Source organism: Leucobacter chromiireducens subsp. chromiireducens (assembly GCF_016758255.1).
In the GTDB taxonomy this organism is placed as follows: Bacteria; Actinomycetota; Actinomycetes; order Actinomycetales; family Microbacteriaceae; genus Leucobacter; species Leucobacter chromiireducens.
Genome location: NZ_QYAD01000002.1, coordinates 611,922 through 623,960, shown reverse-complemented (window position 1 = coordinate 623,960; position 12,039 = coordinate 611,922). Strand labels below are relative to the sequence as shown.

10 protein-coding genes are annotated in these 12,039 nt (G+C 65.5%); 1 reads left to right on the top strand and 9 read right to left on the bottom strand.

What is annotated here, in order from left to right:
* Window positions 1-433: 433 nt before the first annotated feature.
* The gene (gene tgt / locus D3226_RS08835; RefSeq protein WP_337248946.1) at window positions 434-1,771 is read left to right on the top strand and encodes a tRNA guanosine(34) transglycosylase Tgt; all 1,338 of its coding nucleotides are present in this window, start codon (window positions 434-436) and stop codon (window positions 1,769-1,771) included.
* Window positions 1,772-1,833: 62 nt separating this feature from the next.
* Here tgt and D3226_RS08830 read toward each other — a convergent pair whose 3' ends face one another.
* From D3226_RS08830 to exaC, 9 genes are all read right to left on the bottom strand, one after another.
* Complete coding sequence (locus tag D3226_RS08830) at window positions 1,834-2,604, bottom strand: queuosine precursor transporter (RefSeq protein WP_202382140.1); 771 nt, start codon at window positions 2,602-2,604, stop codon at window positions 1,834-1,836.
* Window positions 2,597-3,589 carry an NAD(P)/FAD-dependent oxidoreductase gene (locus D3226_RS08825; protein ID WP_337248945.1) on the bottom strand — a complete coding sequence of 331 codons (993 nt, stop codon included), beginning with the start codon at window positions 3,587-3,589 and terminating at the stop codon, window positions 2,597-2,599. The genes D3226_RS08830 and D3226_RS08825 overlap by 8 nt, the downstream gene beginning before the upstream one ends.
* Before the next feature lie 10 nt (window positions 3,590-3,599).
* Window positions 3,600-5,132 (bottom strand): glutamate--tRNA ligase, encoded by a 1,533-nt coding sequence (gene gltX, locus D3226_RS08820; RefSeq protein ID WP_202382139.1) that lies wholly within the window; start codon window positions 5,130-5,132, stop codon window positions 3,600-3,602.
* Window positions 5,133-5,142: 10 nt separating this feature from the next.
* Window positions 5,143-6,420 carry an MFS transporter gene (locus D3226_RS08815; RefSeq protein WP_337248944.1) on the bottom strand — a complete coding sequence of 426 codons (1,278 nt, stop codon included), beginning with the start codon at window positions 6,418-6,420 and terminating at the stop codon, window positions 5,143-5,145.
* On the bottom strand, window positions 6,417-7,367 hold the full coding sequence (locus tag D3226_RS08810; protein WP_202382138.1) for a LysR family transcriptional regulator: 951 nt from the start codon (window positions 7,365-7,367) through the stop codon (window positions 6,417-6,419). The genes D3226_RS08815 and D3226_RS08810 overlap by 4 nt, the downstream gene beginning before the upstream one ends.
* Window positions 7,368-7,468: 101 nt before the next feature.
* Window positions 7,469-8,773, bottom strand: coding sequence for a dual-specificity RNA methyltransferase RlmN (rlmN, locus tag D3226_RS08805; RefSeq protein WP_202382137.1), 1,305 nt, complete (start codon window positions 8,771-8,773; stop codon window positions 7,469-7,471).
* A 42-nt stretch (window positions 8,774-8,815) separates the two neighbouring features.
* On the bottom strand, window positions 8,816-9,229 hold the full coding sequence (locus D3226_RS08800; RefSeq protein ID WP_202382136.1) for a DUF779 domain-containing protein: 414 nt from the start codon (window positions 9,227-9,229) through the stop codon (window positions 8,816-8,818).
* 76 nt (window positions 9,230-9,305) lie between these two features.
* Complete coding sequence (gene adhP, locus D3226_RS08795; RefSeq protein ID WP_202382186.1) at window positions 9,306-10,325, bottom strand: alcohol dehydrogenase AdhP; 1,020 nt, start codon at window positions 10,323-10,325, stop codon at window positions 9,306-9,308.
* A gap of 79 nt (window positions 10,326-10,404) precedes the next feature.
* Window positions 10,405-11,928: an acetaldehyde dehydrogenase ExaC gene (exaC, locus tag D3226_RS08790; RefSeq protein ID WP_202382135.1), complete on the bottom strand. Its 1,524-nt coding sequence runs from the start codon at window positions 11,926-11,928 to the stop codon at window positions 10,405-10,407.
* Window positions 11,929-12,039: the final 111 nt, after the last annotated feature.

Genomic DNA, 12,039 nt, shown 5'->3' with positions numbered 1-12,039 from the left:
TTAGCGACGGGATAAATAATTGGCATTTGACAATCAAGTGCACACTATTGAGTTCTCAAAGACCAGACACCACCCGTAGAATCCCCCGAAGGAACCCTTCCGAACAGCAACTGTCTCGTGTCGACTCTCAACACACCTCACAAACCGTGAGGGCTGAGGCTGGGAACAACGTTCACCACTCGACTCAACGAGAATCTTACTTTACACGACCGGCGCGAGAATTTCAAACTCGCTGCAGATCATCAATTGGAAGATCCGTCTGGCTTCCGGCTGAGCGGCTTTCGCTGCCTGCCCGGTTGCGCTGACAAGGGATTACTTTACGCAGTTCCGCACCACACCGCAAACCGACACGCGTTCCCGGGCGCGTCCTGCCTGACGCGCGCCTGCGCCCGTCCTCCCGAGATTCGGAGAGAGTGAGTGCTTAGATGGACAGGTGAACGAGCAAACACCCCTGACTCCCCCGCCCTCCCCCGACGACTTCGGCTTCTCAGTCGAGCACCATCTTGAGCAGGGCGTAGTCGGGAGCGCCGGCGTTCCACTCGGCCGTGCGGGCACCATCCGCACCCCGCACGGGGAGATCCAGACCCCTGCGTTCATCCCGGTCGGTACGAAGGCGACGGTCAAGGCAGTGCTCCCTGAGACCGTGACACAGCTCGGCGGCCAGGCTGTCCTGGCGAACGCCTACCATCTCTTCCTCCAGCCGGGCTCGGATCTCGTGGACGAAGCCGGCGGCCTCGGTCGGTTCATGAACTGGGACGGTCCGACCTTTACGGACTCCGGCGGGTTCCAGGTGATGTCACTGGGTGTTGGGTTCAAGAAGGTCATCTCGATGACAGAGACCGCGCACTCCGATGCTGAGGTGATCGCGAAGAACAAGGAACGCCTCGCACACGTGGACGAGGACGGGGTCACCTTCAAGTCATTCATCAACGGCGACAAGCATCGTTTCACCCCCGAGGTGTCGATGCAGATCCAGCATCAGCTTGGCGCTGACATCATTTTTGCGTTCGATGAGTGCACCACGCTGCTCAACACTCGCGCCTACCAGGAGGACTCCGTTGCGCGGACTGCGCGCTGGGCTGTTCGTTGCCTCGACGAGCATGCGCGCCAGACCGCTGATCGCGGGCACCGCCCGTACCAGGCGCTCTTCGGAGTCGTGCAGGGGGCGCAGTACGAAGACCTACGTCGTGAAGCCGCTCGCGGTCTCGCTGGAATGACCGGCGCAGATGCGGGCGATCAGCGGTTCGATGGGTTTGGAATCGGCGGCGCCCTCGAGAAGAGCGAGCTCGGCACCATTGTTTCGTGGGTGACCGATGAGCTCCCCGAAGAAAGGCCCCGCCACCTTCTCGGGATCTCGGAGCCCGACGACCTCTTCGCCGCGATCGCCGCGGGGGCCGACACCTTCGATTGCGTGGCACCCTCCCGCCAGGCACGCGGCGGGAGCATGTATTCGGCGAACGGGCGCATCAATGCGAAGGCCGCGACACAGCGCCGACGCTTTGAACCGCTTGAGGAGGGCTGCGACTGCTACACCTGCGAGAACTACACCGCGGCGTACCTGCACCACCTGTTCAAGGCAAAGGAAATGCTCGGATCGACACTCGCCACCATTCACAACGAGCGATTCATTGTGCGCCTGGTCGACCGCATTCGCGCGAGCATCCTTGACGGCACCTTTGTTGAGCTCCGCGACGAGGTCTTGGGTCGGATCTATGGCCCGGAGTTCGCCCGTGCCGCGGCGGCGGCACAGCCGCAGCACGCGGAGCGGTAACCGCAGCTGGCCCGGCTCCGAGTACTCGGGGCCGGGCCAGCTGCGTGGTTCGGGTGTATCGCCTAGGCAGAGTGGGCGGTTGTTGCCGCAGCTCGCTGCTCGGCGGCCCGAACGCGTGAAATGACTCGTGTGGTGACGGGGAGCAGTACGACCTCGGCCAATACCTTGATGCCGTAGCCCAGGGCGGTGTATCCGAGGAAGTCCCACCCCTCGAGCACGCCCCAGAACGCAATCGTGCAAAACACCACCGTGTCCACGACCTGCCCCACCACTGTAGAAGCAATCAGGCGGGTCCGCAGGAAGCGCCCTGAGGTCCGGCGACGCAGCCAGACCAGCACCCACGCGTTGATCAACTGACCAGCGAGGAATGCACCGAGGCTTGCGGCGACGATTCGCGGCACGAAACCCAGCACCGACTCAAACGCTGCTTGGTTCTCCCATCCGGGGGCGGCAGGCGAAAGCTGCGTCACCCAGATCGTCAGCGATGTGAGAAGCGAGAGCGCGAACGCGGTGAAGATTGCACGGCGCGCGGCCTTCAGACCGTACACCTCCGCAAGCACGTCGCCCACGATGTACACAAGCGGGAAGAGGAATACGCCACCGTCCACGATGAATGGGCCGAGCGAAAGCTCCCCCAACTGCACCGGGCCAAACGCGATGAGCTTCACCGCGACGATGTTCGAGATGAGGAGCAGCCCCACAAAACTCGCGACCACCACCGCGTAGCGAGCCCCAGCCGCAGCGGCTCGGGTACCCGCAGTCGCAGGTGAGTATTCGGACTCGGAGAGCCCGCTTGAATCAGTGTCGCTCACGAGCAGTTCTCGCTCACTCATCAATCAGCCCGACGCCGAGGGCACCGCGGATCATGTCCATGTTGAGCTTCGCCGCAACGCGCGCACCATTGCCGGCAGCAATAATGAGCTGCTGCGGCCCGGGCGGCACGATGTCGCCCACCGCGTAGACTCCGCGCACCGCGGTCTCGCCGCGCTCGTCGGTGACCACCAAGCCCCAGTCGTCGCGTTCGATGGGCAGCTCGCCCATGAACTCAACCGGCGCGTTCCAGCGTGGGCGCACGAAGCCACCCACACGCGGAATCACCTCGCCATCCGCGAGTCGAACCCCGGTCATGTCGGCCTTCTCGCCGACGATGTCATCAATGGCACGGCGCTCCACACGAATGCCAATCGCCGAGAGCTGAGCTTCCTGCTCCGCCCGGATGGTGTCGGCCCCGTTGGTGAACACGATGAGGTCCGAACTAAACCGACTAATCAGCAGCGCACGCGCAAAAAGATCTGCGGTCTCACCAATCAGCACGAGTGGCTTGTCCGTCTTCTCGAATCCGTCGCACTCAACACAACTGTGCAACGCCGTACCGTAGTACGCGCGGATCATCGGGAGCGGCGGCAGTTCTTCGGTGAGACCCGCGGCAATCAGCACGCGACGCGCGATGTACTCCACGTCGGCGGCACCCCGGATCCCCGTGCCGCGCACGCGGAATCCGATCCCGTCGGGGAAGCCCGCAGCACGGGCCTCGTCCGCCGTGAGCGGGGTCACCTCGCGGGTCATGGCCTGAGCGAAGATCGCGGAGGGATAGCCCTCAAACTCTTCGCGGCCGAGCCGACGCAGCTCGAGCGGCGAGGCCCCGTCACGGGTCAGGAAGCCGTGCGACTGGAGCGTGGCCGAGTGCCGAGGGCGGTTGCTATCCAGGATGGCAATCCGGCGGTTCGCGCGAACTAGCTGAAGCCCGGCCGACAACCCTGCGGGGCCACCACCAATGATCGCAACGCCGATCGGCGCCTCGGGCACACGCTCAGTCACGGTTCCTCCCCTACTCGCCCGCCGTGTCCGCGAGGTGCGCGGCAAGCTTCCGCAGACGCGCGAGGGTGTCTGCACGGCCAATCAATTCAAAGGACTCAAAGAGCGGCGGCGAGACGCGACGCCCCGAAGCGGCAACACGGAGCGCCCCAAACGCCACGCGCGGCTTCAGCTCAAGCCCCTCGATGAGGGCGGTCTGCAGCGCGTTCTGGATCGCCTCGGTGTTCCACTCGGCATCGCCGAGTCCCTCGAGCGCGGCAAGGCCAGCTTCAAGGACCTGCGGCGCATCAGCCTTCAGAGACTTCAGCGCGTCCTCCTCGTAGCTGAGTGCATCAGCCGTGGTGAAGAGGAAGCCCATCATCGGGGTGACCTCGGAGAGCACCGTGACCCGGCTCTGCACGAGCGGCACAGCGCGACGCACAATCTCAAGCTGCTCTGCATTCGGCTCGACCGGCAGCGCACCACCAGCGATCAGATAGGGCAGGATCCGCGAACCAAAATCTTCCTCCGTGAGGAGTCGAATGTGGTCGGCGTTGATCGAGTCGGCCTTCTTCTGGTCGAAGCGGGCCGGGTTCGGGTTCACATCGCGCACGTCGAACGCCGCGATCATCTCATCGCTCGTGAAGACGTCACGATCGGCGGAAAGCGACCAGCCGAGCAGCGACAGGTAGTTCAGCAGCCCCTCGGGGATGAACCCGCGCTCACGATGATGCAGGAGGTTCGACTCGGGGTCGCGCTTCGACAGCTTCTTGTTTCCCTCACCGAGCACGTACGGCAGATGACCGAACTGCGGGATCGCAGCCTCGATGCCCAGCTCCACGAGCGCGCTGTGCAGCGCGATCTGACGCGGGGTGGAGGACAACAGGTCCTCGCCGCGCAGCACATGGGTGATGCCCATCAGCGCGTCGTCCACCGGGTTCACCAGGGTGTAGAGCGGCGCACCGTTCGGGCGCACGACGACGAAGTCGATCGTCGAGCCGGCGGGGAACGTAATGTCGCCACGCACGAGGTCGGTGAACGAGAGGTCAACGTCGGGGACGCGGAAGCGCAGTGCGGGCTCGCGTCCCTCGGCGCGGAAGGCCGCGCGCTGCTCGTCAGTCAGGTCACGGTCGAAGTTGTCGTAGCCGAGCTGCTTCGGGCGACCTGCAGCCTCGTTGCGCGCATCGATCTCTTCGGCGGTCGAGTAGCTCTCGTAGAGGTGCCCGGCCTCGCGCAGGCGGGCAATGATCCCCTGGTAGATTTCACCGCGCTGCGACTGTCGGTAGGGGCCGTGCTCGCCCCCCGCGTCGATGCCCTCGTCCCAGTCAAGGCCGAGCCAGCGCAGTGAATCGAGGATCTGGCCGTAGCTCTCCTCGCTGTCACGCGCGGCATCGGTGTCCTCGATGCGGAACACGAAGGTGCCTCCGGTGTGACGCGCGTATGCCCAGTTGAAGAGGGCAGTGCGCACCATGCCGACGTGCGGGGTGCCGGTCGGCGAAGGGCAGAAACGGACGCGAACGTCGGAGCCGGTCGCGCTGGAAAACTTGGGGGTCTCGGTGTGTGACATCAGATCTATCCTACCCTCGGGAAACGGTCGTGAGGCGAATGGCGAGCGCCGCGCCGAGCACAATGAACACACCGGCGACAATCGAGACGAGCGGGAAGCCACCGGCTGCGAAGAGCGCACCCGATGCGGCGCCGAAGAGTGCGCCCGCAGCGTTCATCGCGGTGTCCGACTGGCCCTGCCGGGCGGGTCGGTCAGCGCTCGGGGTGAGATCCGTGACCAGCACCGCACCCGCAACGGTAACCATGCACCACCCGATCCCCAGCAAAATCAACGCCGTCTGAATGATGGGAACCGACTCGCCACCGAAGCCCGTGCCGAGCGAGGCGATGCCGAGCACGCCGAAGCCACCAAGCACAACCGGGATCGGTCCTAGCTTGCTCGTCAACGCACCAAACACCGGAGAAAGCGCGTACATGCCAGCGATGTGCAGGCTGATCGTCAGGCCCACAAGGGTGATACTGCCGCCGTGGTGGGTGAGATGCAGCGGAGTCATGGCCATGAGCCCCACCATGACGGCGTGGGCGATCGCGATGAGCGCGATCGCGAGGAACTGGGAAGAGCGCGAGGCGCGGCGCTTCGCATCTTCGAGCAGCGCGGGGCGCTCCGCTGCGTCAGCGACCGCACTCGGCGCGGGCGTGTCCGACTCCAGCGCTGCCAGCCGACGTGCCTCGAGCAGCGGGTCTGGGCGGAGCCCGATCCACACGACGAGGCCGGCCGCAATCTGCGCAGCGATCGTGAAGAAGAAGATGCCAGCAAGCCCGGGCAAACCGAGCGCCTCACCCAGGCGCTCGCCCGGGCCGATGAGGTTCGGGCCCGTGACGGCACCGATAGTGATCGACCACACGACGAGCGAGAGGTCGCGCGCGCGATTCTCGGGAAGGGCGAGGTCAGCTGCGGCAAAGCGCGACTGCAGTTGGACGGCCACCGCAATGCCGAGCACCGCCAGACCCACGAAGAGCAGCACCGACCACCGCTCGGCCGAGGCGACGACCACGAGGACGGCGCCGAGCACGGCGATCGCGTTTCCCGTGGCGAGTGCCACGCGACGTCCTCGCCGCGCGGCAAGCCGAGCAAGCGGCATCCCCGCGATCGCCGCACCCACGGCGTTCATGGTCGAGCCGAAACCGGAGAGGGCGGGATTCCCCGTGATGTCTGCAATCAGCAGCGCGCCCGCGGAGAGCGAGGCACCGACGCCCAGGCCGCCCAGAATCGTAGCGAGCGCGAGGACGCCGACCATGCGGCGTTGCACACTCGCCGGCGCACGATGCACGACGGTACCAACGCTCACGCGATCACCTCGAGTCCCCACCGCGCTCCATCGACGCCGGCGAGCAACCGCTTCGCGAGGCGCACCTGTGGGCTCTCGTTCGCGGTGGCCATCGAGACAATGCCAATCGTGCGGTAGCGCGGTGGATCAAGCGGCAGCGCTCGCGCGTCATCGGGAAGCGTGCGAGCGGCAGCCAGCGCGAGACCGGGAACGAGCGCGACGGCTCCACCCGCGGCAGCCATCGCGAGCATGGCCGGCACATTGTCCGTTTCCTGAATGATGTCAGGTTCGAATCCGGCCTCCCCGGCAGCGCTCAGCAGGTGACCGCGGCACTTCTCGCAACCCGCGATCCAGTGCTCGTGAGAGAAGTCGCCCAACTTTGCGGACTCCCCTTCCACCTGACGGTCGTCCGACACGACAAGTTTCACCTCTTCGCGCCAGAGCGGCAGGTACGCACTCCCAGCGGGAAGCTCGGCGGCTCCCTCATAGTCAAAGATCAGCGCGCAGTCGACCTCGCCGTCGCGGAGCATCCCGGCAGCCGCCGGCGGCTCCGCCTCGCGATACTGCAGCGCAACGTCGGGCGCCTCCGCCGCGAGTCGGCGCATGAGATCGGGCACGAGCGTCGCTGAGGCAGACGGAAAGCCGACCATGCGGAGGGTCCCCGCGCGCTCACCTCTGAGATCGTCGATCGCCGCGAGAGCGGCATCGATCTCCGCGACAACGGTACGGCCGTGGTCCGCGAGGATCTGCCCCGCCGTGGTCAACCGGATCCCCCGCCCGCTGCGCTCAATGAGCGGCACCGCGAGCCGGGTCTCCACCCGCTTGATGCGCTGGCTCACTGCGGGCTGGCTGAGCCCGAGGCTCCCCGCAGCCGCCGTCAGCGAGCCAGTCGTTGCGAGCGCGTGGAGAATGCGCAGCTCAGTAGAGTCGATTGAGCCGATCGGATCGGCTGTTCGCTGAGTGGTCATGGGATCGAGTCTACCCGGGACATAACCTCAGGCGAAGCAAATGAACAGAATGATTCTGTTTCATTATGACTGCCCGCGGGTGCGTCCTCGACCCGCCCCAATTACGCTTCTGCGAACGCCGCCGCTTCAGCTCGATCCTGCTCTGTTGCCACCAGCTGGCCGCAGGCGCCGTCGATCTCCTTGCCGCGCGTATCGCGCAGCGTCGTCGGGATGCCCGCAGCGTTCAGCCGATCCACGAATTCCCGGGTCACCTCACGGGTCGACGAGGTCCAGATCGAACCCGGCGTGGGGTTCAGCGGAATCGGGTTCACGTGCACCCAGCCGCGGCCACGCTGGTTGAGCCGCTCCGCGAGCAGGTCCGCGCGCCAGGCGTGGTCGTTCATGTCCTTGATCAGCGCGTACTCGATCGATACGCGACGCCCGGTCTTCTCGTAGTAGCCGTACGCGGCGTCGAGCACCTCGTCGACCTTCCAACGGCTATTGACCGGGATCAGCTCGTCGCGCAGCTGATCGTCCGGCGCGTGCAGCGAGAGCGCAAACGTAATGGCGAGGTCTTCGTCCGCGAGCTTCCGGATCGCGGGCGCAAGCCCCACGGTCGACACGGTGATACCGCGGGCCGACATCCCGAGCCCCTCAGGAGCGGGCGCCACCATGCGGTGCACCGCGTTCATGACGCGCTTGTAGTTGGCGAGCGGCTCCCCCATGCCCATGAACACGATGTTGTTCACGCGCTCGGCCTCGGCGCCGTTGCCTTCCTCACGCGCGCGGCCCAGCCCGCCCTCGGCAATGACGCGATTCGCTTGGACGACCTGGTCGAGGATCTCGGCGGTCGACATGTTCCGGGTGAGGCCCGCCTGACCGGTGGCACAGAATGGGCAGTTCATACCGCAACCGCACTGGCTCGACACGCAGAGCGTGATGCGGCCTGGGTAGCGCATCAGCACGGACTCGACGAGTGCACCGTCGAAGAGCCGCCAGAGGAACTTGATCGTCGATCCATCATCAGTCACGAGTCGCTTCACCTCGGTGAGCAGCGGCGGGAAGAGCGCCTCGGCAACCTCCGCGCGACGATCCTTCGGAAGATCGGTCATCTGCTCGGGATCGGTGACGTAGTTGTCGAAGTACTGCTTTGAAATCTGCTTCGCTCGGAACTTCGGCAGGCCGAGTTCCACGATCTTCGCTTCGCGTTCCGCGAGCGTCAGGTCGGCGAGGTGCGTGGCCGGCTGCTTGACGCGCGGCGAGGCGAACTGCAGCGTCGGCCGCCCGTCTGGGCTCGTGAGCTGCGTCCAGCCCTCCGTCTTCGGGCGCACCTGAGGGCGCCGCGCGAGACCGCCCGTGTTGGGTCGCGTCTTGATGAACTTCGCTTCCTCAGCGCCGCGTTCGTGATTCAGCTTGTTGGGATCCACTGCTCTATTGTCGCAGGTCAAACTGCGTGGGTGGTCACCGGCTCACAGCAAGCGGGAGCGGATCAGGAAGCGCTCACCCTCCGGGGCCTCGAGCGAGAAGCCACTCCCCCGACCGGGCACCGCGTCAACCGTCAGGTGTGTGTGGGCCCAGAGCGCAAACTGCTCACGGGACATCCAGAACGGAATCTCGCGTGCATCGGCATCAGACTCTCGAGCGGGATCGAGCTCAAGCGTTCCGAGCAGCACGTCTTGCCCTCCGGTGCGAAACTCCCCCGCCTGGTAACACATGGGCGCGCTGCCGTCGCAGCAGCCGCCCGACTGGTGAAACATAAGTGGCCCGTGCATCTCCCAGAGCCGCTCGATGAGCGCGAGCGCCGCGGGCGTAAACGCCAGACGGCTCTCGGTCTCGCCCTCGACCTCTGGACGGGCGGCTCGGGTGCGATCCTGATCTGCCATGGTTCTCTCCTTGGGTCGTCGTGGGCGTGTGGGCCCGGGGCTCAGCTCACAGCCCCGGGCCCACACTGGGGTGTCGCTACGCGCTCGCCAGGCGAAGCACCACGCGGCCGTCGATCTTGCCGGCGCGCATCTCGTCGAGCACCTCGTTTACGTCATCGAGCGGGCGCTCGGCAACGGTCGGGTGGATCAGCCCGCGGGCGTAGAAATCGAGAGCCTCGATCATGTCCTGGCGCGTCCCCACGATCGAGCCACGAATCGTCAACCCCTTGAGCACGATGTCGAAGATGGGAGCAGGGAAGTCCCCGGGCGGCAAGCCGTTGAACACGATGGTGCCGCCGCGGCGGGTCATACCGATCGCCTGCCCAAACGCCGAGGGGTGCACAGCGGTGACGAGCACCCCGTGGCTCCCACCGGTCTGGCGCTGGATCGCCTCGACCGGATCCTCGTTCAGCGCATTGACGGTCACCTCAGCGCCGTGCTTCTTCGCGAGCGCAAGTTTGTCGTCGGCAATGTCCACCGCCGCGACACGCATGCCCATCGCCACGGCATACTGCACCGCGATGTGACCGAGGCCGCCAATGCCCGAGATCACGACCCACTGGCCAGGGCGCACGCCCGTGACCTTCAGGCCCTTGTAGACCGTCACGCCAGCGCAGAGCACCGGCGCCACCTCGACGGGATCCGAGCCCGCGGGCACGACTGCCGCGTACTCCGCGTCCACGAGCATGTACTCCGCAAACGAGCCGTCAACCGAGTAGCCACCATTCTGCTGCTGTTCGCACAGCGTCTCCCAGCCGGTGCGACAGTGCTCGCAGTGGCCACACGCGGACCACAGCCACGCATTCCCCACGAGATCACCCACGGCAACGTTCGTGACTCCCTCGCCGACGGCTTCGACGAGGCCAACGCCCTCGTGTCCGGGGATGAACGGCGGGCTCGGCTTCACAGGCCAGTCGCCTTCAACGGCGTGCAGGTCGGTGTGGCAGACGCCGGTGGTCAGCACGCGCACCAGCGCCTGGCCGGCACCCGGGGTCGGAACGGACTGATCGGCGACGTCCAAGCGGGCACCAAAGCTCGGCACGGATGCGGCGCGCATCGTTGAAGTGGTCATGGGAGATTCCTTTCGACGGTGAATGGAGTACTACGTGAGTGGGAAGGGGCAAGAACGCGTCGGCTTAGAAGAAGCCGTCTGCGGTCTCCTTGTAGCTGACGAGCAGGTTCTTGGTCTGCTGGTAGTGATCAAGCATCATGAGGTGGTTTTCGCGCCCGATGCCGCTCGACTTGTAGCCACCGAAGGCCGCGTGTGCCGGGTAGGCGTGGTAGTTGTTCACCCAGACGCGGCCCGCCTGAATGGCGCGACCCGCGCGATACGCGGTGTTGCCGTTGCGACTCCACACGCCGGCGCCCAGCCCGTACAGGGTGTCGTTCGCGATCCGCACCGCGTCATCGAAGTCCGTGAACGTGGTTGCGGCAACGACGGGCCCGAAGATCTCCTCCTGGAAGATCCGCATCGAGTTGTCGCCGCGGAAGATCGTCGGCTGGATGTAGAAGCCGTCCGCGAACTCACCTCCGAGGTCGGCGACGCCGCCTCCCGTGAGCACCTGCGCCCCCTCCTGCTTGCCGATATCAAGGTACGACTTGATCTTTTCGAACTGATCGTTCGAGGCCTGCGCACCCATCATCGTGTCGGTGTCGAGCGGGTTGCCGCGCGTGATGCGCTCGGTGCGCTCTGCCACCGCGTCGAGGAAGTCATCCGCGATCGAGGCCTGAATCAGCGCACGCGAGGGGCACGTGCACACTTCACCCTGGTTGAGGGCGAACATCGTGAACCCTTCCTTCGCCTTATCGAAGTACGCATCGTCCTGCGCCATCACGTCCTCGAAGAAGAGATTCGGGCTCTTCCCGCCGAGCTCGAGCGTCACGGGGATGATGTTCTCGGAGGCGTACTGCATGATGAGGCGTCCGGTGGTTGTCTCACCCGTGAAGGCAATCTTGCGGATGCGCTTGTTGGTCGCGAGGGGCTTCCCGGCCTCAGCGCCAAAGCCGTTCACAATGTTGACGACCCCGGCGGGAAGCAGATCACCGATCAGTTCGAACAGCACCAGGATCGAGGCCGGCGTTTGCTCGGCCGGCTTCAGCACGATGGCGTTGCCCGCTGCGAGCGCCGGCGCAAGCTTCCACGTCGCCATGAGGATCGGGAAGTTCCAGGGGATGATCTGGCCCACCACCCCGAGCGGCTCGTGGAAGTGATACGCGACCATGTCCTCGTTGATCTGGGAAAGTCCACCCTCCTGCGCGCGGATCGCACCAGCGAAGTAGCGGAAGTGATCGATCGCGAGCGGAATGTCGGCGTTGAGCGTCTCGCGCACCGCCTTGCCGTTGTCCCAGGTCTCCGCCACTGCGAGGAGCTCAAGGTTCTGCTCCATGCGATCCGCGATCTTGTTCAGGATCAGCGCGCGCTCGGCGGGGCTTGTTTGGCCCCACGCCGGTGCCGCCGCGTGGGCCGCGTCGAGCGCCGCCTCAATGTCTTCAGCGGTGCCGCGGGCGATCTCGCAGAAGGCCTTGCCTGTGACGGGGGTGACGTTCTCGAAATACTGGCCCTTCACGGGGCGCACCCACTCGCCGCCGATGTAGTGCTCGTAGCGGCTCTTGAAATTGACCAGCGAATCCGGCTGGCCGGGGGCTGCGTACACAGTCATGACGTGTCTCCTTTGACATCGTTGCGGGTGCCGGGATTTCCCGGTCCTCCGAACGTATCGCTGGGAACGTTGCGTTCACGTTGCATCGACGTTGCAGCGTGGTTTCGGGCG

What these genes read in the sequence shown, in the direction of transcription:
- D3226_RS08810 (WP_202382138.1), bottom strand. Translation starts at nt 7,367, where the DNA reads ATGACCACTCAGCGAACAGCCGATCCGATCGGCTCAATCGACTCTACT.
- adhP (WP_202382186.1), bottom strand. Translation starts at nt 10,325, where the DNA reads ATGCGCGCCGCATCCGTGCCGAGCTTTGGTGCCCGCTTGGACGTCGCC.
- gltX (WP_202382139.1), bottom strand. Translation starts at nt 5,132, where the DNA reads ATGTCACACACCGAGACCCCCAAGTTTTCCAGCGCGACCGGCTCCGAC.
- D3226_RS08800 (WP_202382136.1), bottom strand. Translation starts at nt 9,229, where the DNA reads ATGGCAGATCAGGATCGCACCCGAGCCGCCCGTCCAGAGGTCGAGGGC.
- exaC (WP_202382135.1), bottom strand. Translation starts at nt 11,928, where the DNA reads ATGACTGTGTACGCAGCCCCCGGCCAGCCGGATTCGCTGGTCAATTTC.
- D3226_RS08830 (WP_202382140.1), bottom strand. Translation starts at nt 2,604, where the DNA reads ATGAGTGAGCGAGAACTGCTCGTGAGCGACACTGATTCAAGCGGGCTC.